Source organism: Natronococcus sp. A-GB1, assembly GCF_029688845.1.
GTDB lineage: Archaea > Halobacteriota > Halobacteria > Halobacteriales > Natrialbaceae > Natronococcus.
Genome location: NZ_JARUKW010000013.1, coordinates 119007 through 141445, shown reverse-complemented (window position 1 = coordinate 141445; position 22439 = coordinate 119007). Strand labels below are relative to the sequence as shown.

27 protein-coding genes and 2 tRNA genes are annotated in these 22439 nt (G+C 66.5%); 15 read left to right on the top strand and 14 right to left on the bottom strand.

Features of this window, described 5'->3' with window-relative positions; all coding sequences use genetic code 11:
- Positions 1 to 171 precede the first annotated feature (171 nt).
- Positions 172 to 247, top strand: a tRNA-Cys gene (locus QA600_RS15770).
- A gap of 423 nt (positions 248 to 670) precedes the next feature.
- Here QA600_RS15770 and QA600_RS15765 read toward each other — a convergent pair.
- From QA600_RS15765 to QA600_RS15755, 3 genes are all read right to left on the bottom strand, one after another.
- Positions 671 to 744: transfer RNA gene (locus QA600_RS15765), tRNA-Lys, on the bottom strand.
- A gap of 66 nt (positions 745 to 810) precedes the next feature.
- Entirely contained in the window at positions 811 to 1497 is a 687-nt protein-coding gene (locus QA600_RS15760; protein WP_278292906.1) for a hypothetical protein, read from the bottom strand.
- A gap of 57 nt (positions 1498 to 1554) precedes the next feature.
- Positions 1555 to 1692, bottom strand: a complete 138-nt coding sequence (locus tag QA600_RS15755) for a hypothetical protein (protein WP_278292905.1) — start codon at positions 1690 to 1692, stop codon at positions 1555 to 1557.
- A gap of 490 nt (positions 1693 to 2182) precedes the next feature.
- Here QA600_RS15755 and QA600_RS15750 point away from each other — a divergent pair, with 490 nt between their 5' ends.
- The 9 genes from QA600_RS15750 to QA600_RS15710 all read left to right on the top strand — a co-directional run bounded on the left by QA600_RS15750 (position 2183) and on the right by QA600_RS15710 (position 8006).
- Complete coding sequence (locus QA600_RS15750; RefSeq protein ID WP_278292903.1) at positions 2183 to 2677, top strand: DUF892 family protein; 495 nt, start codon at positions 2183 to 2185, stop codon at positions 2675 to 2677.
- A gap of 193 nt (positions 2678 to 2870) precedes the next feature.
- The gene (locus QA600_RS15745) at positions 2871 to 3659 is read left to right on the top strand and encodes an SDR family oxidoreductase (RefSeq protein WP_278292902.1); all 789 of its coding nucleotides are present in this window, start codon (positions 2871 to 2873) and stop codon (positions 3657 to 3659) included.
- A gap of 93 nt (positions 3660 to 3752) precedes the next feature.
- Positions 3753 to 5207, top strand: coding sequence for a sodium-dependent transporter (locus QA600_RS15740; protein ID WP_278292901.1), 1455 nt, complete (start codon positions 3753 to 3755; stop codon positions 5205 to 5207).
- Positions 5207 to 5524, top strand: a complete 318-nt coding sequence (locus QA600_RS15735) for a hypothetical protein (protein ID WP_278292900.1) — start codon at positions 5207 to 5209, stop codon at positions 5522 to 5524. The genes QA600_RS15740 and QA600_RS15735 overlap by 1 nt, the downstream gene beginning before the upstream one ends.
- Before the next feature lie 38 nt (positions 5525 to 5562).
- Positions 5563 to 6036: a ribosomal protein S18-alanine N-acetyltransferase gene (gene rimI / locus QA600_RS15730; protein WP_278292898.1), complete on the top strand. Its 474-nt coding sequence runs from the start codon at positions 5563 to 5565 to the stop codon at positions 6034 to 6036.
- Between the two features lie 51 nt (positions 6037 to 6087).
- Positions 6088 to 6507, top strand: a complete 420-nt coding sequence (locus QA600_RS15725; RefSeq protein ID WP_278292897.1) for a DUF5810 domain-containing protein — start codon at positions 6088 to 6090, stop codon at positions 6505 to 6507.
- A gap of 25 nt (positions 6508 to 6532) precedes the next feature.
- Entirely contained in the window at positions 6533 to 6949 is a 417-nt protein-coding gene (locus QA600_RS15720) for a DUF5809 family protein (protein ID WP_278292896.1), read from the top strand.
- A 59-nt stretch (positions 6950 to 7008) separates the two neighbouring features.
- Complete coding sequence (locus tag QA600_RS15715; protein WP_278292895.1) at positions 7009 to 7578, top strand: NUDIX hydrolase; 570 nt, start codon at positions 7009 to 7011, stop codon at positions 7576 to 7578.
- Positions 7579 to 7637: 59 nt separating this feature from the next.
- Positions 7638 to 8006, top strand: a complete 369-nt coding sequence (locus tag QA600_RS15710) for a rhodanese-like domain-containing protein (protein ID WP_278292894.1) — start codon at positions 7638 to 7640, stop codon at positions 8004 to 8006.
- Positions 8007 to 8147: 141 nt separating this feature from the next.
- On the opposite strand, the gene yciH is transcribed toward QA600_RS15710, so the two are convergent.
- From yciH to QA600_RS15680, 6 genes are all read right to left on the bottom strand, one after another.
- A complete protein-coding gene (yciH, locus tag QA600_RS15705; protein ID WP_005553381.1) occupies positions 8148 to 8441 on the bottom strand; it encodes a stress response translation initiation inhibitor YciH in 294 nt (97 codons plus the stop codon).
- A 67-nt stretch (positions 8442 to 8508) separates the two neighbouring features.
- Entirely contained in the window at positions 8509 to 10779 is a 2271-nt protein-coding gene (locus tag QA600_RS15700) for a transglutaminaseTgpA domain-containing protein (protein ID WP_278292893.1), read from the bottom strand.
- A complete protein-coding gene (locus QA600_RS15695; RefSeq protein ID WP_278292892.1) occupies positions 10776 to 11843 on the bottom strand; it encodes a DUF58 domain-containing protein in 1068 nt (355 codons plus the stop codon). The genes QA600_RS15700 and QA600_RS15695 overlap by 4 nt, the downstream gene beginning before the upstream one ends.
- The gene (locus tag QA600_RS15690; protein ID WP_278292891.1) at positions 11840 to 12817 is read right to left on the bottom strand and encodes an AAA family ATPase; all 978 of its coding nucleotides are present in this window, start codon (positions 12815 to 12817) and stop codon (positions 11840 to 11842) included. The genes QA600_RS15695 and QA600_RS15690 overlap by 4 nt, the downstream gene beginning before the upstream one ends.
- 183 nt (positions 12818 to 13000) lie before the next feature.
- Complete coding sequence (locus QA600_RS15685; protein WP_005553374.1) at positions 13001 to 13195, bottom strand: cold shock domain-containing protein; 195 nt, start codon at positions 13193 to 13195, stop codon at positions 13001 to 13003.
- A 71-nt stretch (positions 13196 to 13266) separates the two neighbouring features.
- A complete protein-coding gene (locus QA600_RS15680) occupies positions 13267 to 13518 on the bottom strand; it encodes a hypothetical protein (RefSeq protein ID WP_278292890.1) in 252 nt (83 codons plus the stop codon).
- 90 nt (positions 13519 to 13608) lie between these two features.
- Between QA600_RS15680 and QA600_RS15675 the strand changes: the two genes are divergently transcribed.
- On the top strand, positions 13609 to 13803 hold the full coding sequence (locus QA600_RS15675) for a hypothetical protein (RefSeq protein ID WP_005553370.1): 195 nt from the start codon (positions 13609 to 13611) through the stop codon (positions 13801 to 13803).
- Between the two features lie 20 nt (positions 13804 to 13823).
- Here QA600_RS15675 and QA600_RS15670 read toward each other — a convergent pair whose 3' ends face one another.
- Together QA600_RS15670 and QA600_RS15665 are read right to left on the bottom strand one after the other, a co-directional pair.
- Positions 13824 to 14831 (bottom strand): 5,10-methylenetetrahydromethanopterin reductase, encoded by a 1008-nt coding sequence (locus QA600_RS15670; protein WP_278292889.1) that lies wholly within the window; start codon positions 14829 to 14831, stop codon positions 13824 to 13826.
- Complete coding sequence (locus QA600_RS15665; protein WP_278292888.1) at positions 14828 to 15598, bottom strand: coenzyme F420-0:L-glutamate ligase; 771 nt, start codon at positions 15596 to 15598, stop codon at positions 14828 to 14830. Before QA600_RS15665 ends, QA600_RS15670 begins: the two co-directional genes overlap by 4 nt.
- Positions 15599 to 15693: 95 nt before the next feature.
- Between QA600_RS15665 and QA600_RS15660 the strand changes: the two genes are divergently transcribed.
- The 4 genes from QA600_RS15660 to QA600_RS15645 all read left to right on the top strand — a co-directional run bounded on the left by QA600_RS15660 (position 15694) and on the right by QA600_RS15645 (position 19610).
- Entirely contained in the window at positions 15694 to 17028 is a 1335-nt protein-coding gene (locus tag QA600_RS15660) for an NUDIX domain-containing protein (protein ID WP_278292887.1), read from the top strand.
- Positions 17029 to 17318: 290 nt separating this feature from the next.
- A complete protein-coding gene (gene fabG / locus QA600_RS15655; RefSeq protein WP_278292886.1) occupies positions 17319 to 18086 on the top strand; it encodes a 3-oxoacyl-ACP reductase FabG in 768 nt (255 codons plus the stop codon).
- Between the two features lie 91 nt (positions 18087 to 18177).
- Positions 18178 to 19107 (top strand): D-2-hydroxyacid dehydrogenase, encoded by a 930-nt coding sequence (gene ddh, locus QA600_RS15650; RefSeq protein ID WP_278292885.1) that lies wholly within the window; start codon positions 18178 to 18180, stop codon positions 19105 to 19107.
- A 2-nt stretch (positions 19108 to 19109) separates the two neighbouring features.
- A complete protein-coding gene (locus tag QA600_RS15645; protein ID WP_278292884.1) occupies positions 19110 to 19610 on the top strand; it encodes a GNAT family N-acetyltransferase in 501 nt (166 codons plus the stop codon).
- Between the two features lie 49 nt (positions 19611 to 19659).
- Here the strand turns inward: QA600_RS15645 and QA600_RS15640 are convergent, their stop codons facing one another.
- From QA600_RS15640 to engB, 3 genes are all read right to left on the bottom strand, one after another.
- Positions 19660 to 20169, bottom strand: coding sequence for an FKBP-type peptidyl-prolyl cis-trans isomerase (locus QA600_RS15640; protein ID WP_278292883.1), 510 nt, complete (start codon positions 20167 to 20169; stop codon positions 19660 to 19662).
- Between the two features lie 97 nt (positions 20170 to 20266).
- Entirely contained in the window at positions 20267 to 21505 is a 1239-nt protein-coding gene (locus QA600_RS15635; protein WP_278292882.1) for a polysaccharide deacetylase family protein, read from the bottom strand.
- A gap of 310 nt (positions 21506 to 21815) precedes the next feature.
- Entirely contained in the window at positions 21816 to 22433 is a 618-nt protein-coding gene (engB, locus tag QA600_RS15630; RefSeq protein ID WP_278292881.1) for a GTP-binding protein EngB, read from the bottom strand.
- Positions 22434 to 22439 lie beyond the last annotated feature (6 nt).

Below are 22439 nucleotides of genomic sequence, written 5' to 3'. Positions count from 1 at the left end.
TCATACTCTCTAAGCCCGCACAGCAACGGCTGTGTGGGCTTTCCGTACTTTCACAGTGCAACTGTTATCGCCATCGTTTCCGTGGGTAATACGAGCAGTGTGCTCGAGTGCTCTCATGAGACCGGTCCGTACCGCTATGTTTAAACGACCGCAGTGACAACAGAGAACCGCGCCAAGGTGGCAGAGTCCGGCCGAACGCAGCGGCCTGCAGAGCCGCCCACCGCCGGTTCAAATCCGGCCCTTGGCTTGCTTCTACCTGGTGAGCGACTCGACCAGCTGACGGACGGGTCGTCACTCACAGATCAGCTCTCGAGCGTGGTGATTACCACAACGTACAACCCACAGAGCGATCACTCGGTCTCGAACAGACGGCTGTTTCAGACCCAGGTCATCACACCACCGGTAGTCGAACCGCTCCGGCAGGAAGGCGCCGAGTGTATTTTGAGCGTGTGATTGCGGTGACGTCACGTTGCTATCCAACTCGTATGGATTTCATTACCTGTCGCTTGTGGGTTCATTTGTGACAGGAAAGCGGGCCGGGCACGATTATGAACTACGCCGAGAGATTCCAGCTGCGCTCGCTGCGCTCGCTCACGGGCTGCGACTCGTCTACTTCAAATCGTGTCGGTTCCGATGCTCGCCGCTCGCGAATTTGCTCGCGGCGAGAATACGGGCCGGGCGCGATTTGAACACGCGACCGTCTGGTTAAAAGCCAGACGCTCTGCCAAACTGAGCTACCGGCCCTCTGTTCTGTACTATCGGCGAGTACCGGTTAAACGTTTCTTTCTCTGTTTGTGACAGCGTGGGCCCTTAGTCGAAGTACTCCTCGAGCGCGGCCGTAACGAGCTCCCCGGGAGCGACGTCTTCGATCGATGCGCGGCGTCGAAGGTCCCGGTAGCTATCGGGAGAGAGGGCAACCTCGATCCGGCCGAGTTCGACATCGTACTCTCTGAGCGCGTGCTCGACCGGTGTTCCGTCGTTGATGGCGCTAGCGACGCTGCGAACCTCTCGGACGGTGAGGTCGCCGTCGAGTGTGGCCCAGGCGAGAAGCAGTCGAGCCTCGCCCCCGACGCGAGCGATATGCTTGGCCGCCGTCGGCGCGATGCGGCCGAGTGCGACCTGTTTGCGGACGGATCGTGGTAGGTCGTGAACGCGAGCCCACTTGCGGATGAACGAAACCGTCGCGTTCCCCCCGGTCCGCTCGGCCGCGGCCTTGTACGATCCCTCGCCGCGAACGAGCGCAGCACAGGCGGCAGCACCGCGAAGCATGTACAGGTGGTCATCGTTCGTGTCGCCGCTTGCGAACTGCCGAACGGTCTCGGCGGCGTCGGCAAGGCGGTCGGGATCGTCGGGATCGAACTGGACGGCTTCCTGAGCGTGTGGCCCGGCGACCGACTCGTCACCCCGGATGACGGGTGTACCAACCGGAGACTCCCGGTCGGTGGGGACGGGCTCGATAGAGCCGTCGGTCTGATTCCGACGGTGATCGTCAGTCATATGGAAGTAGACGGGCTGTGAAAGCAAAAAGAACGAGGTTTTGGCGACACCCGATGCTCATTCGTCTCGCTTTTCGGCGAGGTGCTCCCAGATCTCTGTGCAACCGGCTCCCTCTTCGATTCCGTCGAGATGTGAGTCGTCCGAATCATCGTCGTCGTCGGTTGGTTCCGGTTTGCAGTCCGGGGCGTGTGCCATGGACAGCTGTTAGGGGTCCGAACGAATAAGTGGCGCTTCAGCCGCAAAGGATACCCGTGCTCACTTGTCTCGGATAATGGTGCCGCTATCTCGGACCGTCCGACGGTTGGCCGCGTGGCGGACCGACGCCGGCAACGATACGCCAGTACCGATCGAACGGTGCACTCGATCCGAATCCTGCGTTCGAACGCCCGATACTTTCGATCGGCGTTGATTCGGACCCCGATCCCACCAGAGGCGACAGGAAAAACGGTTTCTCGGGTCGTCGTGTGAGAGGGAGAGTAGGCGAATTTGGCCGATAAGTATGGAATCGCTGAGGAACTGGCCGACCCGGGCCGGAACGAGGACCTCGAGCCGGAGAAAACTCGATTTCAGAACCTGCTCGTACGCTCCTCGATCCGGGCGATCGGTCCGACTTCGAGTTCGACTACCGCCTGCCCTCGCAGGGAGTCGGCTTTTTCTTTCGGCCGGCGGAGACGCTGTCGGAACGATGACAGTCGAAACCATTCAGAAGCTGTTCGAACACGGTCTCGAGGACATCTATCACGCCGAGCACGAACTGCTCGACGCGCTCGAGGACCTCGAGGAGAACACCGAACGCGAGGAGATCTCCTCGGCGTTCGCCGAACACCGCGAAGAGACAGAGGGGCAGATCGACCGTCTCGAGGAAGTGTTCGAGATTTTCGGCGAGGCACCCGAGAAGGAGGAGTGTGAGGGCATCAAGGGACTAATCCAGGAGTACGAGGAGTTTACCGCCGAGGATCCCTCCCAGGAGGTACTCGACTACCATAGCATGGCCGCCGCGGAGAAGACAGAACACTACGAGATCGCGGCCTACGGGAACCTCATCCCGCTCGCGGATCAGCTCGGGATGGACGAGGCGGCCGACCTCCTCGAGGAGAACCTTCGAGAGGAGCAGGAGGCCCTCGACGAGCTGACGGAACTGACCGAGTCCTTCGAGATGGATACGATTTCTGCAGAGTAACACCATGACGGACGAGACCGAAAACGAAACCGACGACGAGACGCAGTACGGCGGTACCGAGGACGAACAGCCCGAAACGTCGATCGACGACGAGGAAGACGAGGAGTAACCGCTTCTTTCTCATGGCGCTGGTGTACGGGCCCGTTCCTACTCGAACTGAAATGCACTTCCGTCGTATCGATCAATGGAGTGTATGCCGACGCCAACGTACGATTTCGACGGAACGACGGTTCTCGTTACTGGTGGAAGCTCCGGTATCGGACGCGCGATCGCGCGCCGGTTCGGGGATGCGGGTGCGACAGTGCTGAACGCCGACCTGCGGGAGGCGCCGAAAGACGTCGACGCAGAGACGCCAACCCATCTGGCGATCCGCGAGGCGGGTGGGGAGGCCGAGTACGTCGAGACGGACGTTTCGCAGCCGGCTGATCTGACGACTGCAGTCGAAGCAGCTCGCGAGTTCGGGGGTGTCGACGTGATGGTCAACAACGCCGCCGTGATCGAGAACCGCTCCCTCGACGAGTGGACCCCCGAGGCATTCGATCGGCTGTTCGACGTCAATGTTCGGGGGACGTTCTTCGGGACGCAGGCGGCTGCCACCGACATGCGTGATCGCGAGGCGGACGGCTGTATAATCAACACGGCGTCGATCAGCGGGCGGTTCGCACAGCCAAACCTTGCCCCGTACGAAGCGACGAAAGCGGCCATTCGGATGCTCACGCGTAGTACGGCACTCGAACTCGCCGCCGACGGAATCCGGGCGAACGCGATCGTTCCCGGAAAAATCGCCACGGAGTTTCTCGAGGGACTGACTGAGGACCAACGTCGCGCGGTCGCGCAAGAAGACACCGTCAAGCCGGTTCCGCTCGCCAGGGCCGGAACGCCGGCGGATATCGCCGGCGCCGCGCTCTTTCTGGCGTGTGACGACGCCGGCTACGTTACGGGCGAACTGCTCCACGTCGACGGCGGCTATCAGGTCGTCTGATCGGTTGAGATTCGATCGGTCGTTCGCCAGACCCGTGCTGCCACATAACACATATAATCCTGCTTGAGGTAGACACCTGCGGAGGAACACAGCATGGCAGACGCCAAGACAGCTCGAGCGGAGTGGGGGACGCGATTCGGCTTCCTGATGGCAATGATTGGTGCCATGGTCGGCGCTGGGAACATCTGGCGGTTTCCGTACGTAATGGGCGAGAACGGGGGCGGAGCGTTCGTTCTCGCCTTTCTCGTCCTGTTGTTCCTGCTAGCGGTACCCGGACTGATGGCCGAGGTCGCACTCGGTCGCTACACGAATAAAGGTGTCATCGGCGCCTTCCGAGACGTCCTCGGGCGAGGCGGGCTGGTCGGACTCGGCGTGATCGTTCTGCTCGTCAACATCGCGCTGATGTCGTACTACTCGCCGCTGATCGGGTGGACGCTGTACTACGCGGTGCACTCGCTGTTGTTTACGTTTACCGCAACCGGGTTCGAGGCCGAGGCGTTCATGGACGCGTTCTTCGCGAATTCGGCCCTGATGATCGGACTCCACACCGTCGTGATGGGCACGGTCGCGGCGGTGCTTTTGCTCGGCATCCGACAGGGCGTCGAACGGCTCGTCGTCTACGCCGTACCGGCACTGGTGATCGCGCTCGCAATCATGACGATCCGGGGCCTCACACTTCCGGGTGCGAGCGAGGGGATCGCCTTTACCTTCGGCGTCCAGTGGGGATATCTGTTCGAGGGGTCGACGTGGATCGCCGCGCTCGGTCAGGCGCTGTTCTCGACGGGACTGGGCTGGGGAATCGCTCTGACGGTCGGGAGCTACCTTCGGGAGTACGACGACGTCCCACTCGGCGGTGGCGTCTTCACCGCAATAGGCGAATCGAGCATCGGGATCCTCGCGGCGCTGGCGATCTTCCCCGTCGTCTTCGCGGTCGGCGTCGAACCCGACGCCGGCGCGGGGCTCGCCTTCGTCTCGCTCGTCCAGGTATTTCCGGAGATTCCGCTCGGCGGGCTCGTCGCGGTCCTGTTTTTCCTCGGGTTCTTCCTGGCGACCTTCACGTCGGGGGTCGTCATCACCGAGGTCAGCGTTACGACGCTCACCGAGGAGACGAAGTACAGCCGGAAGCAGACGGTACTCGGGGTCTGCGGACTGATCTGGTTGCTCGGAATCCCGAGTGCGTACTCCGTCGATATCCTCGACTACCTCGACTTCGTCTTCGGCAACTGGGGGCTCCCGCTCGCGACCCTGGCTATCATTGGGGTCATCGGCTGGGTCCTCGGCCCGGAGCGACTCCGCCTGCTGGCGGTCAACCGCAATGCGGGGATCTACGTCGGCAAGTGGTGGGATCCGGTCATCAAGTACGTCATCCCGGCGGTGATGATCTTCATCATGGCCTACTTCGCCTGGGAGGACTTCGGCTCGCCGGAGATGATCGGCGGGATGCTCGTCATCGTGCTGTTCCCGATCATCGGCTACGGGGTCATGTCTGTCCTCGAGGGTCGCGGCGGCGGTCCCGACGCTGCGGACGTGACCGGAGGTGACGACTGATGGTGCTGACCGCCGAAGTGATCGGGATGCTCGTCTTCACGCTGGCCGCCTTCTGGGGTCTGGCGACCTGGTCGCTCGTGCGAACGATGCGCCAGGAGGGACGCAAGGTCGAGATCCTCGAACAGCAGGATCGGATGGACACCTACTCCCCAGAGGCGCTGGCGGAGCTACGGGAGTGGATCCAGGCCAATCCCGACGATCCGCTCGTCGACGACGCTCGCCGCCGGCACAACGAGTGCATCGAGGCCCTCGAGGAGACCGACAGGCGGTTCTACGACTGGTCGAATGAGGAGATCGACCGCCTCGAGCGAGTCTGAGCGGGAGGGCTTTTGGTACTCGAGGAGGTAGACCGAGTGTGACGACGTCGGCCCCGGCCTCCGACGAGGAGTACTCGATTCGGCCCGCGGAGCGGGCGGATCTGCTCGCGGTCGTTCGCATCGAGCGCGAGTCGTTTCCTCAACCGTGGCCCTACGACGCGTTCGAGCGCTTTCTCGACGAACCCGGCTTCCTGGTCGCTGTCGATGCCCTCGGCGCGGTAGCGGGGTACGTCGTCGCCGACGTGAACCGCCAGTACGGCCGCAACCGCGGCCACGTCAAGGATATTGCCGTCCGCCCCGAACGCCGAGGAAGCGGCGTCGGCTCCGCGTTGCTGTCGCGTATCGTCGCTGTTCTCCTTTCCCACGGCGCTGACTCGATCAAACTCGAGGTTCGGGAGTCGAACGACGCGGCCAAGCGGCTCTACCGGAAGTTTGGCTTCGAACCGCTCCGGCGGGTGCCGGGGTACTACGACGACGAGGACGCGATTGTCATGGTACGAAAGCTCGCGTGACCGGTATACGGGAGCGGGGAGGTTTTAGGATCCACGGCCGTACCGATGGGTATGGGATACCGCTGTCCGGTCTGTGAGACCGAAGAGGTCGACGCGGTCCACCTCGCGAACCACCTCGCCGTCACCGCCTCGCTGGGACGGCCGGATCACGAGGCCTGGCTCGAGGACCACGCCCCCGAGTGGGGCGACTGCAGTCCCGAGGAACTCGGCGAAATCGTCAGCGAGCACGCCGAGACCGTCGAGACGCCCGAGTTTGACGACCACGACCACGCCGATCACGGCCGGCCGGGGGGGCTCGAGGGGGACCTTGCCCGCCAGAGTCGTCAGCCGGGTCGTGGGTCGATGACGGCCGAGGCGGAGCAGGTACTCCGGGAGGCCCGGGAGCTGACCGAGCAGATGGCAGACGGAACCGACGGCACCGCCGACGGCGGGGCGGAGCCCGGGACCGAGAACGGAAACGAAAACGCGTAACTGCCGGACCTGCGAGGATCTCCGTATGGAGACGACGGGAACGTTCACGTTCGAGTCGCCCGCGGAAGCGCGCGAACGCTACGAGTCGGCCGGCCCGGCAGCACAGACGGTCGTCCGCGAGGTCGCGAAGGCGATGGCGTTCGACCGCGAAGAGTACGACGAGCGCGTCGACGGCGACGTCGTCGAAACCGCCCGCGACGCGCTGTTCGCGAGCTTACTCGAGGTGCGGGTCGGCTCCCGCGAGGAGTACGAGGAGTGGCGCGAGCGCTACGACGGCGAGGTGACCGAGGTCGGCCACGAGCGCGTCGACCGCGTCGTCTGGCACGCCGGGCCAGCCGACGAGGCCGTCGCGGCGACGTTCCAGGACGAGCAGGAAGCCGCCGTCGCGACGCTTCGCCGCCAGGCGTTCGGACGGCTCTACCGCGACCTCCTCGAGGACTGACGACGTCCGCGAGCGCGGAGACGGTATCTATTCCCCCCTCGAGCACGCAGCCGTCTTTCATGACCGACATCGACGACTGGGAGCACCTGGAGGAAGTGACCGAGTACGACACTCCCTGGTACGAGGGCGGCTACGACCGGCTCCGCCAGCCCGACGGCACCGAGAAGCAGTACTACTGGGCCGACCTCCCGCCCGCGGTCGTCGTGGTCGCCCGGGTCGACGCCGACGTCCTCGAGGACGACGGGAACGGGCAGGACCACCTGCTGTTCGTCGAGCAGTACCGTCCGACGATCCGCGAGACACACCTTGAGCTTCCCGCGGGGATCGTCGAGGACGGCGAGTCCTATACGACCGCGGCCGCCCGCGAACTCGAAGAGGAGACCGGCTTTCGGCCCTCGAGCACCGCACTCCTCCAGGAGTACGCCGTCGCGACAGGCGTGCTCCGTCACGACCGAGCGGTCGTCTACGCCGAAGGACTCGAGCCCGGCGAGCGCGAACTCGACAACAACGAGTTCCTCGAGGTGACGACGGTGCCGATCGGCGAGGCTCTCGAGCACGCCCGCGAACAGCCGGCCAACGACTCGACGCTGACCGCGCTGTTGCTCGCGAAGGAAGACGGGCTGCTCTGACTGCGGATCGGTGCCGGAACCCGTGGCGCTTATTCGAGCGGCGTTCCAACCCCGGAGCAATGGACGGCGAAATTTCGACGGCGGAGGTACGTGAGTTACTCGAGGACGAGACGGACGTCCGGATCGTCGACATCCGCGACGAGCACAGCTTCGCGCACAGTCGGATCCCGGGCAGCGAGAATCTCCCGTTTCAACAGCTCTCAGCACGGATCGAGGAACTCGAGGGAGCGGACCACATCGTCACCGTCTGTCCACACGGGAAGGCGAGCGTCCAGGCGGCTCAGCTCATCAGCTCCTACGAAGGAACCGCCGACGCCCGCGTCGAGAGCATGGCCGGCGGACTCGAGAAGTACGGGATGAAGTACGGGCTCACCCGCGGCGACTTCGACGACACTGCGGACGCCGAGTCCCCGGAGTCGCCGTTCTGAGTTCGGTTCGGCGTCTCGGTCGCGAGAGAGTCAAGCCGCCGGCTCGTGACGTTCGCGTCGAAAAAGATCGATACCGTCTCTGAGAGACGCGGTACGCGAGTCGTGGGGTTCGGAAGTCGTTTCAGAGCATCGCGGGCTGGATCAGGCGACGTTGAAGCCGCGGTCCCGAAGGAAGTCCTCGATGCGACCGGTGTGGTTGCCTTGGAGTTCGATCTGGCCGTCCTCGACGGTCCCCCCGCAGGCGAACTTCGATTTGAGATCCGACGAGAGACTGTCCAGGTCGACGTCCTTCGGATCGAATCCTTCGACGATCGTTACCTCTTTTCCGTATCTGCGCTCGTCAATGCGGATGTTGAGTTGCTGTTGTCCCTTGGCTACGTCCTCACAGACGCAAAGCTCTTCGGGCAGCCCGCACGTCGAGCAGACTTCCGACATTACGATCGAAAGTACGGAATGGGCATATTAAACACTATCGGGACCCGCGCCTCGTCGGGCGGTCTTTTTAAAATCGGTCGAGGAGCGGGAGTCGCTCTCGAGCCAGATCGTCGACGGTCGCGATCGCCTCGTCGGCCGCCTCCCGATCGACGCCACCGCCGTAGGTCGCCCGCTCGTAACAGCGCGCGACCCGCTCTGCACGCGGGTCCAGCGACTCCGCCGCGGACAGCGCCGAAAGATACTGTCGGCTCGACTCGCCGCGGCGCCGCGGACGGTACTCGCGGGCTAGGAGTCGCTCGAGCCGGCGGTAGGCTCGCCGGGCGTCCTCGTCGGGATCGCCGCGTCGACCGTGCCAGTAGAGGCGGAACTCCCGACGGGCCCGTCGGCTCGCGCCGGTTCGTCGAACCCCTGCAGCCAGCCCGATCAGCGCGAGGAGCCCGATCGCAAGCTGTTCGCGGGTGATCGTCACGACCTCCTGCGGATCGAACCCGTCGCCGCTTCCGCCGTTCGCGCTCGTGCCGTCGTCCGCGTCGCCGGGCTCCGTGTCGTCGGGTTCCGTGTCGTCGGGACCGTCGTCATCGGCCTGGCCGTCGTCGGACTCGTTCGGCTCCTCGTCGTCGGACTCGTTCGGCTCCTCGCCGTCGCTCTCTTCCTCCTCGTCCTCGTCGTCGGAGATCGGAACGTCCTCGCTCTCCTCGATGTCGACGTCGTCGTGGCCGTCCTCGCGAGCCTCCTCGAGGCGGTCGTTGTGCTCGTCCTCGCGGGCGTCACCCGGCGTCGGCTCGAAGGCGACCCAGCCGTGGTCGGGGAAGTAGACCTCGACCCAGGCGTGGGCGTCCAGTCCCCGCACGACGTACTCGCCGTCGTCGATCTCCTGGCCGCTGGTGTAGCCCGTCGCGTACCGGGCGGGAATCTCCTCGGCCCGCAGCATCTGAACCATCGACGTCGCGAAGTAGACGCAGTACCCCTCGTCCATCTCGAAGAGGAACTCTTCGGCGACGTTGCCCGCGGGCTGGTCGACGTCGAGGGAGTACCCCTTCGACGAGCGGAGGTACTGCTCGACCGCGACGGCGGCGTCGTAGTTCGTCTCCGCCTCCGCGGTCACCTCGGCGGTGTACTCCTCGAACTCACTCGAGGTGTCCTCCGGGAGCTGGAGGTAGTCGTTGTCGTCGATCACGTCGTCGGGGTAGTCGGTCCCCGCCGCCCGGAGCTCGTCGGGGTCGGGATCGACGATGGCGCTCTCGACGGCGTACTCGTCGCCTTCGACGAGCGTGTCGGCCGGCTGGGGCTGGCCGTGGGCCGAGACCTCGGCGTGTCTCACGGGTGGCCCCTCGAGCTCGATCTGCTGGGCCGCGCCGGGGAGCACGCCCAGTTCGGTCTGTGCGGTCACGCGCTGGCTGACCGTCTCGTGATCGCCCGGCGGCCCGTCGATCGAGCCGTCGTACTCATCGAGGGAGCCCGAGCGGACCCACTCGTCACCCGCGAAGCGATCGTAGACGCCGGTTCGCCAGTACGACTGCTCCTGGGAGTCGACCGTGAACCGGACCTCCGGGGAGAGGTCGACCTGGCCGCTGATTCCGGAGCGCTCGTCGGCGGTGTCGATCGTCCCCTCGAGTGTGCCGTCCCCGCCGCCGGAGAACGTCGCTCCCTCGTCCTCGCCGGGAAGGATCGTGACCGACAGCGAGAGAACGATCATCGCCGCGAACACCACCGCGAGCAGGTCGGCCTGGGCGACCGAGCCGCCGCGGCGCTCGAGCTCGCCGAAGCCGACGGCGCCGATCCCGGAGGCGGTACCGATCAGGGTGATCGTCGTCCCGGCGTCGCCGGTCAGCACGAGGAACAACAGTGCGAGGCCTCCGGGGACGACGGCGAGTGCGTAGCGACCGCGCACGGCGAGATACCACGAGAGGAAGGCGGGGCCGGGTGCGAACCCGAGCGTCCAGAGTCCCGCCTCGACCATCCGGAGCAGGGGCAGTCCAGTCGCGAGCGCGGCGGTGTCGTCGAGGATCGTTCCGGTTGCGGCGAGCGCAGCGTCGACGCCGACCCCCGTGGCCTCGAGGTAGTAAGCGAAACCGACGACGACGACGACGATCGCCGCCGCCGTCGCCGTTCGAGGACGGATCGCCCGCGCGAGGACCGTCGCCGCGACGAGCATCGTCCCGACCAGCACGAGCAGCGATCCGGTGCCGCCGACGACCTGGGTCACCTCGCGCAACACCCAGACGTACGAGCCGATCAGCGCCGCCACGCAGGCGAGTGCGAGCAGCCGGAACGGGCCGGCGCCGACCGATTGCTCGAGGTCGACGTCGACGGTTCGTCCGCGCGAATCGGTGCTCACGCGGCCACCCCCGGGGAGCCGTCCGTCTCCGCGTCCGCGTTCGACGATCCGTTTCCGTCGCTCCGGCTGTCAACAGCCGTTCGACCGTCGGCACCGCGGAGCCGATCGAACGGGATCTCGTGACCCTCGACGACGACCGTCGTTCCGTTCGCGTCCGCCTGGACCAGGACGTCGGCCTCGGCCCGGCTCTGCTCGTCGAGCTCCTCGGCCTCGAGGACGGCGAGCGATCGGAGCAGCGACCGGTGGTGCCGGCGGCCGGTGCTCGGTGGGTGTCCCTCGGCTCCGACGGTCAGGCCGACCCGTACCTCACACTCGAGCAGGTAGGTCGCGACGCTGGCGACGGCCGCGGCCAGCTCGTCATCTCGGCCGGGGGTACACTCGGCGGCGACCGCGGCCGCGCCGACGGTCTCGTCGGCGGCGAACTCCTTGACGACGAGTTCGTCGTCCGGTCGCTTGGCCGCGGACTTCCAGTGGACCTCCCGGAGCGGATCGCCGCGCTGGTACTCCCGGAGGTGGTCGAACTCCTCGCGGTTGGCCTCCCGCGCGACGCCGGCGAGTATCTCGAGGTCTCGACTCGTTCCGTTCTGGAGGTCGTAGACTCGTGGATAGGCCAGCACCGTCGTCGTCTCTTCGTACTCGAACCGTCGCTCGAAGAGTCCGAACACGTCCCGCACCGCGATCGACAGCGGTCCGATTCGGTGTTCGCCACGCTCCTCGAGCGTGAGATCGTACTCGAGTTCGGTCTCGCCCTCGAGGGTCGTCTCGACGCTCGGGTCCGCTGCGGCGACCCCGTCGCTGATCTCGTCGCGGACGGTCGCGGCGACGCTCGAATCGGTTTCGATCCCGACGGTCACGGTTCGGTTCTCGCCGAGGAACCCCTCCGGAACTGGGGCTCGCCTGACCCGAGGTCTGTCCGCCCTGACTGTCGTGAGGACGCCGGCGACGACGACCACCACCAGCGGGATGACGACGGCGTCGAGCGAGCGCGGCCCGTACTGCCAGCTCATCACGGCTCCGAACGCGACGACCGCGACGACTCCCCAGCCGCGACTCGTGAGTCTCATTCGACGGTCGTGTACTCGAGGGCGTCGGCGACGACCGACTCGCCGTCCCGGTCTCGACTCTCGGTCCTGATCCGGTGGCTCAACACGACCGGCGCCTCCATCTGGACGTCGTCCGGGACGACGTACTCGCGGCCCGCAAGGGCGGCGCGAGCCTGCGCGGCCCGCAGCAACGAGATCGTCGCCCGCGGACTGACGCCGATTCGGGCGTGTTCGCGGGTGTAGCCCGCCAGCCGCGTCGCGTACGCTCGAACCGGCTCCTCGACGCGGATCTCGGCGACGGTCTCGCGGGCGCGAACGAGCGTCTCGAGGTCGGTCACCGGCTCGAGGGAGTCGATCGGGTGGTGGCCGACCGCCCGCCCGAGCAGCTCGGTTTCCTCCTCGGCGTCGGGATACCCCAGGCTGAGCTTCTTCATGAAGCGGTCGATCTCGGCGAACGGCAGCTCGTAGGTCTGGTTGGGCTCGACGGCGTTCTGGGTCGCGATGACGGTAAAGGGATCCGGCAGCGAGCGGGTCTCGCCGTCGACGGTGACCTGTTCCTCGGCCATCGCCTCGAGCAGCGCCGACTGGGTCTTCGGCGGCGCGCGGTTGATCTCGTCGCCCAGGACGACGTTGGCGAAGATCGGTCCCGCGTTGAACTCGAACTCCCGGCTCTTCTGGTTGAAGACGTTGACGCCGGTGACGTCCGCGGGCAGAAGATCGGGCGTAAACTGGATCCGTCGGAACGTACAGTCGACCGAGCGGGCGATCGAGCGGGCGAGCATCGTCTTGCCGACGCCCGGGACGTCGTCGAGCAGGACGTGTCCGCGCCCGAGAACCGCCGTGATCACGTGTTCGATCGCGTCGTCGTGTCCGACGATGACGCGGGAGACGTTCGACTCGACGTCCGTACAGAGGTCCTCGATCGTCGAGACGGGGAGGGGTTCCGGTTCGGAGGGAGCGCGGTCGGCCGCGGACTGGGGGGTCGGCTCGCTCATGGCTCGAGACGGTCTCCGTCGGGAACCCGCAAACTACTCATCGGTGTGTTATGGGTGAGTTAGAACCATATGTTTTTTGTTGACGGGGTTGCGGTCGGGACCTACGTTCGAGCGCCGACCCCAGTCGAACGTCGTCACTACGAGGATGTAGCGGTCAGAAAACGATACCTCCGTCGTGACACCTCAGAGCCGTTCGACGTCGTTCGCCCGCGGGCCCTTGTCGGCTTCTACGATCTCGAATTCGACTTCCTGGCCCTCTTCGAGGTCGGGGCCACCGACGTCTTCCATGTGGAAGAACACGTCCTCGTCTGCGTCCTCAGTTTCGATGAAGCCGTAACCGCCCGTGTCGTTGAAGAATGCGACCGTACCTTTCGCCATTGCAAGTTCATAGAACCGCGACAGAGATATAAATGTTCGGGAGGGAGTACCGCACTCGGGATCCTCGACGATCACCAGGACTTACACCCGGGACAGACGAGCGTACCCTCATCGCGCCAGACGCGCTCGACGGTCGTCTCGCAGCGCTGGCAGGTGTAGGATCCCCAGGCGTATGTCGACGGCACCGTTCCGTGCTCGCTCGAGTCACCGTCGCTCGCCCGATCGGTTCGGTCTCCGTTGGACTCCTCGCGTCCCTGACCGCGTTCGTCGTCGGCCCGATCCGTCGACCCGGTGAACGAGGAGAGCGTCGCGTCGTCGGTCATCGCTCTCGCGTACGATCGGCGATGGGTTAAGTTCGGCCGTTCGGTGCCGGGATCGGCACCCCCAAGTACCATCCCTGACAACACGCAGCTATGGACTCCGCCGTAGTGATGAACGTGATCGTGGACAACGTTCGGGAGATGAACGAGTACTTCACCGAGGTCGCGATGGGCGACGGGCTCGCCCCGCTGCTCGTTCTCGTCGGGACGTTGCTGATCGTCTTCTCGCTTGGCGTCTTCGGCGCCCTGACGCTGGGCGCCGTCGGCGACCTCTTTACGTCGAGCTAGAACCGCCCGACTGTTTCGGACTACGCGACGCGCTCGAGCGCCTCGCTCGCCCGCTCGATTGAGTCCTCGAGCTCCGGCCCCAGCGGTGAGCCGACGACGATCCCGTCGACGTGCTCGAGGGCGGCCGCGAAGCGGTCTGCGACCGTCTCGGTCGTGCCGGCGATACAGAAGCGGTCGATCATCCGCGGCGTCACGTGCTCGAACGCCTCCCCCAGCTCGCCGTTCTCGACCGCGTCGCTGATCTCGCTCGCTGCCTCGCGGTCGATGTCGTGACGGTCGAGAACGGGATCGGCCGCGCCGCCGACGATGAAGGCGACGGGCGGTCGAGCCGCCTCGCGGGCTGCGTCCTCGTCGGCGGCGACGCTGGTGCTGGCGAACGCGAGCGATTCGAAGCTCCCGTACTCCTCGGGACGGTCATCGAGGCCCTTTTCGAGCTGTCCGGAAGCCCACTCGAGGTCGTCCGGGTGGGCCGCGTTGATCAACACGCCGTCGGCGTGTTTCGCGCTCATCCGGAGCATGTGGGGGCCCTGCGCGCCGACGTAGACCGGCAGCTCGCGGGGCTCGAGGTTGAGCGAGGCGTCGCGGGCGGTGAACGTCCCCTCGTGGGTGATCGTCTCGCCGGCCCAGAGGTCACGGGCCACGTCGAACGACTCGAGCACCCGCCGCAGCGGCCGTTCGTGGTCGTAGCCCAGATTCGAGAGCGCGGAGCGATCGCCCGCGCCGACCCCGAAGACCCCGCGGCCGTCGCTGACCTCGTCGATCGTCGCGGCCCGGCTCGCGAGCTTGACGGGGTGGGTGTCGTAGGGGTTGACGATTCCCGGGCCCAGTTCGATCGTCTCGGTCGCCTCGGCCATCTTCGTGAGCGCGACGAACGGGTCGCGGTTGAAGTAGTGGCTGCTCGCGAACGCGACGTCGAACCCCTCGCGCTCCGCGACGCCGGCGAGTTCGCCCATCCGCTCGGGCGCGTGTTCTGGCGTGAGTTCGATGCCTCGAGTCGTCTCCTCCGTCGATGTCTCGTGATCAGTCATTGTTCGAATTCCCACGTCCGCAGGGCCTGGCGAACCAGGTCGTCCTCGACGTCTCTGAACAGCTCGTCGCTTCCCTCGAGGTCGCCGAACGCCCAGTCGCGGACGACGACCGCGGGGGTGCCGTCGGCGCCCTCCCCGGTGACGAGGTTCGCGGCGCTCGCGAGTTCGTCGACCACCGACTGGACGGTGACGCCGAGTTCGCGGCCGTCCCGGTCTGGTTCGCCGCGCCAGTCCCGGCTCGCCGATATTCCGGCCCAGCCGAGCGCGACACCGCGCTGGCCGTGGCGGAACGGCCGCCCGCAGGTGTCGGTGACGATCACGGCGACGTCCTCGTGGCCGCGGGCCACGAGGCCCGAACGGATGCGCTCGGCGCTTTCCGTCGGCTTCCGGGGGAGCAAGAGGAGGTCGTGGTCGGGAACGTTCGAGCGGTCGATCCCCGCGTTGACACAGATGTGGCCGAAGCGGGTTTCGGTGAGCATGAACGGACACTCGATCAGCAGCTCCGTGCTTTCCTCGAGGACGGCCTGGGCGAACCGGGGATCCTTCTCCTCGCCCGCGATCGCGCCGATTCGTTCGGCGAGCTCCTTCGCCCGGCCGCTGACGGGGTACTCCTCGAGATCCGCCGTCCGCCCCTCGGCCTTCGAGACGACCGTGCTCGCGACCGTGAGCACGTCGCCGGGCCCGAGGGCGGCCCGGTCCGCGACGAGGTCGGCGATGTCGTCGCCGGGCCGGATCTCGGGCAGATCCGCCACTGCGTGCAGTTCCATACCGGAGCGTGGGGCAGCGCCGCCAAAAGCGCACCGTCACCGGAGCGTTTGTCCGGTCCGAAAGCGACTCCAGGGCTCCCGACTTCGAGTCGGGTATGACCGCGACTACCGACGCAGACGACGACCGCGACCGTTCTCACGTCGTCACCGCTTTCCTCCGCAGCGACGGCGACGTGCTCCTGTTGCACCGCAGCGACGCCGTCGGCACCTACGCAGGGCAGTGGGGCGGGATCTCCGGATTTGCCGAAGGGGAGCCGGACGACCAGGTCAGCACGGAGATCCACGAGGAAACCGGCCTCGAGGACGACGCCGTCTCGCTCGTCCGCTCGGGCCGGTCCGTCGAGTTTACCGATGCGGACCTCGAGCGCGAGTGGGTCGTCCACCCCTATCTCTTCGACTGCGAGGACCGTGAGGTCGAACTGAGCGAGGAGCACGACACCGCTGAGTGGGTTCCCCCGACCGAGGTTGTCGACCCCGATTCGGGCCGCGAGACGGTGCCGGAGCTGTGGTCCGCCTACGAGCGGGTCGCGCCGACGGTTCGTTCGATCGCGGCCGACGGCGAGCACGGCGCCGCTTACCTGTCGATCCGCGCACTCGAGGTTCTTCGGGATCGCGCCGGACTGTTGGTTGCCGAGCGTGACACTGACGAGGACGCGGGCAACCCCGACGAGGAGTGGGACGAGCTCGCCGAACTCGCTCGTCGGCTGCTCGAGGCCCGGCCCTCGATGGCGGTCCTGCGAAACCGTGTGAACCGGGTGATGGCCGACGCGGACGCGACTGGCGGGGACGAAGCAGTCGGCGCACCCGCCGCCCTCGAGGCCGCCCTCACAGGGATCGACCGCGCGCTCGAGGCCGACGCGGAGGCGGCGGCGACCGCGGCCGACATGCTCGAGGGGAGCGCCATGACGCTGTCGCGGTCGGGCACCGTCCTCGAGGCGCTCCGTGCGGGCGAGCCGTCGCGGGTGTTCATCGCCGAGTCCCGACCCACACGGGAAGGCGTCGGCGTCGCCGAGGCGTTGGCCGACGAGGTTCCTGTCACGTTGCACACCGACGCGGCCGCGGCGCACCTGCTCGCGACCGAGGACGTCGACCGGCTGCTCGTCGGCGCGGACACGATCCGGGCCGACGGCGCGGTCGTGAACAAGACCGGAACTCGGGCGCTGGCGGTCGCCGCTGCACGGGAGGGCGTTCCGGTGACCGTCGTCGCCGCCACTGACAAGCTCTCGACCCGCGAGGAGCTGAACCTCGAGTCCGGCGACCGCTCGGCCGTGTACGACGGCGAGGCCGGTATCGACGTGGCGAACCCGACGTTCGACGTCACGCCCGCCGACTGCGTGAGCGAGGTCGCTACCGAGCGCGGGTTACTCGAGCCGGAGGCGCTCGAGGACGTCGTCGAGGAACTGCGCGAGCTCGAGAACTGGCGGTCGTAGACGAAGCGGTGGACGTTCGAGAGCCGGACTCCGTTCGAGCCGCCGGTGTTCGGCCCGCTCGAGCGGTCCGTTGCGTGGGGTTTTTGCGTGCGACCGGCGTAGATCGGTCGTGGCGGCCGTGACGAAGAGTTACCCCCTCTGAGCCCCTTGTGACGAGGGATTTTCCCCGAGCCGCCATCGCTACTTCCCTCAGCCGTAGCTGCCGTATTCGCTTTCACGACCGGGTGGAGACGTCCTCGAGAGTTCCGGCGCGTCGTAGCTTTATGTTGTTGCTCGTGGTCCGGAGGCGCATGACGGGAGACGATGCGGTAGCGATCGTTACGGGCGCAGCGAGCGGCATCGGAAAGGGAATCGCCGAGGTACTCGCGAACGAGGGAGCGACGGTCGTCGTCGCCGATATCGACGAGGACGCCGCTCGAGAAACGGCCGGCGAGCTATCGGGCGAGGCGATGGCAGTACCGGTCGACGTGACCGATCCCGACGAGACGAATGCGCTCGCGGAGGCCGTCGTCGACGAGCACGGTCGGATCGATATCCTGTGTGCAAACGCCGGGATCTATCCCTCCGCACCGCTGGACGAGCTGTCGACAGACGACTGGGACGACGTCCTCGACGTCAACGTCAAGAGCGTGCTCCTGTCGGTGCAGGCGTGTCTTCCGCATATGAAAGCGCAGGAGTACGGTCGGATCGTTCTCACCTCCTCGATCACGGGACCGATGGTCGGCTATCCCGGCTGGACCCACTACGGCGCGAGCAAGGCCGCGATGCTGGGATTCATGCGAACGGCGGCGATGGAAGTCGCCGACGCGGACATCACGATCAACGCGGTGTTGCCGGGGAATATCCAGACTGGCGGACTCGACGACCTGGGCGAGGAGTACCTCGACCGGATGCGCGCTTCGATTCCGAAGGGGACGCTCGGCACCCCGGAGGATATCGGACACGCGGTCGCCTACCTCGCCTCCGAGGAGGCGGGGTACGTCACCGGCGCGTCGCTCGTCGTCGACGGCGGACAGACGCTTCCGGAGTCTCCGCTCGCGCTCGAAGAGCTGGAATGAGGGTCCGGGAGGGGAGCTCGTTCCAAAGTCGTTTCTCCCGTGTGGGAGCGGGACACAAAGTTGAACCCCGAGTCGTTCGTACCGGTCGGCCATGCACCCCGAACTCGAGCGACTGGGCGTTCACGAATCGGTCGAACTGGTGTTTCCGCCGTCGGAGCTCGCCGACTCCCTCTCGGAGCTTCCCGTCGACGTCGCCGTTATCGGCGACGACGAGATCGACTCCTGTGACGCCGTCGTCACCCTCGAGCACCGCGACGCCTTCCTCGAGTGCGAGTGGATTCACTCGATCCAGGCCGGCGTCGACCGCTTCCCGTTCGAGGAGTTCGAGGAGCGGGGCGTCCTCCTGACCAACAGCACGGGGATCCACGACCGCTGGGTCGGCGAGACCGTCGCGAGCTACCTGCTCGCGTTCGCCCGACGTCTCCACCGACACGTCGCGAACCAGCAGGAGCGACGCTGGGAGCAACCCGAGTGGGACGACGGCTTCACGCTGCCGGGGACGACCGCCTGCGTCGTCGGTACGGGAACGCTCGGCAGCGGTGTCGCCGAGGTATTGGGGTCGCTGGGCGTTCGGATCACGGGTGTTCGCCGCTCGGGCGACCCCGTCGAGGGGTTCGAGGCGGTCTACGCGAGCGAGGACCTGCTCGAGGCCGTCGCCGACGCCGACTTCGTGATCGTGACGCTGCCGCTGACCGAGGAGACCCACCACATGTTCGACGACGACGTCTTCGCCGCGATGGCCGACGACGCCTACTTCGTCAACGTCGGCCGCGGCCCGGTCGTCGACGAACCGACGTTGATCGAGGTCCTCGAGACCGAGTCGATCGCGGGCGCGGCGCTGGACGTCTTCGAGACCGAACCGCTGCCAGAGGAGTCGCCGCTGTGGGGGATGGAGGACGTGATCGTCTCACCTCACTGTGCGGCCTTCTCGGAGGACTACTACCGGGCCGTCGGCGACCTCGTCCGGGAGAACGTCGACCGGGCGAAACGTGGCGAGTCGTTCCACAACCGGGTCGCCTGACCGTGTCGGGCATCGGGATTCGACGCGCGAAACCGGGCGACGCCGACACGATCGCGGACGTTCACGCCGCGGCGATCCGCGAGCGCGGCGCGGGCTACGACGAGCGGGAGCTGCGGGCCTGGCTCGCGAACGTCCACCCCGAGCGATATCCGATCGGCGAGCGCGAGGCCGGGATCGACGTCCTCGTCGCAGAACGGGACGGCCGGGTCGTCGGGTTCGGCTGGCTCGATCGCGATCCCGCCGAGCGCGACGAGTCGACCGCCGAGATCGTGGCCGTCTACGTTCGTCCGGACGCCGTCGGCGAGGGGATCGGAACGGCGATTCTCGAGCGACTCGAGGGGATCGCCCGCGAGAGGGGACTTGCGAAACTCGTTCTCGTCGCCTCGAAGAACGCCATCGACTTCTACCGTACTCGGGGGTATGACCCCGACGAGACGGTCGCACTCGAGATGACCGCGGACGTCTCGCTCGCGGGCCTCCGGATGCGAAAGCGGCTCTCGTAGCGCGGATCGCAGGCGTTCGACGGGGCACGACGCGGAGTTTGTTCGATCGTCACTCCCCGGGTGACGGGCTCTCGCGCACCTCGAGCACCTCGAGTTCGATCTCCACCGGAACGCCCGCGAGCTCGTGGTTGAAGTCGACGGTGGCGGTGTCGTCGTCGACAGCCGTGATCCAGCCGGTCTTTCCGTCGTCGGTGTGGACCTGCGTCTCGGTCTCGAGCGAGCCCTCGGCCGGTGAGTCGTCGATCTCCTCGAGCGGGAACTCGACGACCCACTCCTCCTCGTGCTCGCCGAACGCCTCGTCGGGCTCGAGGCGGACCGTCGTCTCGACGGGCAGCTCCTCGGGGTCGGCCTCGAGTTCCTGCAGCGTCCGCTCGACGCCCGGAACGACCGCCCCCTCGCCGACGCGGATCTCGAGGGGGGCGTAGTCGCGGTCGTCGTGGTAGATTCCCGCCTCCCTCGCGAGTTCCGGGTCGGTGGTGTCGAACGGCTTTCCCGCCTCTCCGTCGTCGACGATGCGTCCCGTGTAGCGACAGATCGCAACCTGCCCGAGTTCGACCATCGTCCGTACCGACCACGGTCACGTTCAAGAAGCCGTCGCCGGCCGTCGTCTGCCGGGGGTCGATGCGAGTGTCCTCGAGGAGGTGTCCCGACCGCGTTCACTCCCTGAGACGCTGGAGGGCAGCCCGCCCCGCGACCGCGACGGTCGCGAGCAGCCCCGTTCCGGCGGCGATCGCGGGACCGTTCTCCCGAACGGTCGAGCCAGCGCCGTTCCCGCTCGAGTCGCTCGCGCTCTCGTTCGTCGCCGCCTCGCCGTCGTCGGCTTCACCGTCGCCGTCGCTCTCGGCGTCCTGATCGTCGTCTTCCTCACCGTCTTCATCGCTCCCCAGCATCTCGTCGGGTCCGACCTCGAGGTCCGAGAGCGCCTCGCGAAGCGTGACGATCTCGAGGTCCCGCGCTTTCGCCTCCTGAATGGCAAAGCGGACGCGCTCTTCGGTCGTCTCGTCGAACTGGCTGTGGCCGACGACGATCCCGAGGTACTCGCCAGCGGCGACCTGGTCGTAGAACGCCTCGATCTCGGACTCGGTCGAGGACCGGCCGTCGATGCTCGTTCGTCCGAGATCGTACGGGTCGATGTCGGCGATTCCGTTCAGCCCGTTCCCCTCGCGGTTCGCAAAGCCCGCGTAGTGTTCTTCGACCAGCTCCTCGACCAGTCCCTCGCTGCGGCCGAAGGGGGAGACGAAGTAGTCGACGTCGACGCCCATCTCCTCGAGTTCCGCCTTCGAGCCGACGACCTCCTCGTGGATCCGCTCGTCGGTGAAGCGAACGAACGTCTCCTCGGCCGCGAACGACTCGCCGATCGGCTCCTCGAGCTCGAGGTAGAACCCGTCGTCGTCCTCGCCGCCGCCAGCGATCACGTTCTCGACCGTTCCGTCGCTGTCGCCGACGACGATCGGCTCGCCGTCGCGGTCGGCCAGAAAGCTCGCGTTCAACGAGAGCCGCTGATCGTCCGGCTCTGCGGGCGCAGTCAGGTAGAGGTTTCCGACGACACCGTGGCTCGCAGTGTGTGACATGATCTCCCACCCTTCCGCCTCCATCTCGCGGAGGTGTTCCGGAAGCAGCCCCCAGCCGGTGTCGACGTACTCCGTGACGGCCGCACAGCAGGCCGGCACGCCCTCCTCCTGGTGAACCGGGAACGTCTGGTCCCAGTCCTCGCGCCAGCTATCGTCGTAGATGAACACGAGCCGTCCGTTCGACTCCTCGTCGCTGCCGTCGCTGGCCGCAGTCGTTCCGGCGCCGACCAGCGCGAGCAGGCTCGCCGCACCGAGTCCGAAGAGTCCGCGTCGGGTGGTCCGCACCTCGAAGGCCGGGACACCGGCCCCTCGATCGTCGTCCATATCCGGGAGGTGGTCGCTCGAGCTATTATTATCGGACGGTTAAGCGGCGGGACAGCCCCAAACGCGGTACAGCCCCGTCACTAGTCAGCACACGCCTTGGGGACGGGTCCGGCGGCCGGGCGCGCGGCTCGAGCACTGCGAGAGTCGCGCAACTCGGGGGGAGGGCAGGCTGCTGTACCGCTCTCGACCGCGAGCGAAAGCGAACGAGAGCTCGGAAAACCCAGCGTTTCGGCGCTGCGGATCGACCGTCTGTCGGAGGACGACGCGGTCGCGAGCACGCGACCGCGATAGATCGCAGCGCAACCGATCGTTAGAAGAACTTGAACAAGTCGTCCCGGCCCTGCTCGTGGAGGTGGTCGCGAACGGCCTCGTTCAGGGGGTCGATCCGCCCCTTCTTGGCGGTGATCGGCGCGATCGTCTCCTGCCACTGCTTCCAGGGCGGGAGCAGTCCCAGACGGTCACAGAGCTCGTTCAGTCGCTCGTCGCGGTCGTCGACCTTGTCCATCTTGTTGACCGCGACGACCGTCGGAATATCAAGCTCGCGCAGGAAGTGGAACATCTCGACGTCGTAGGGGATCTCGTCGGGGCCGGAGTGGCGGTCGATGATGTCGATGACGCTCTTGCCGTCGACGACGAGGACGGCCACGAGAACGTTGTCGGCGTACTCCTCGAGGTAGCGGACGATATCGGTCTTGATCTGCTCGCGGCGATCCTCGTCGACGCCGCTCATGAAGCCGAAGCCGGGAAGGTCGGTGACGACGAAGTCCTCGGCGGTCCAGTCGAAGTGGTTGGGTTCGCGGGTGACGCCGGGTTTACCGCCGGTGTCGAACGTGTGACCGGTGATCTCGCGCATGAGCGTCGACTTGCCCACGTTCGAGCGGCCGACGAGGGCCACCTCGGCCTCGCGGTCGGGACGGGTGTCGAACATACCCGA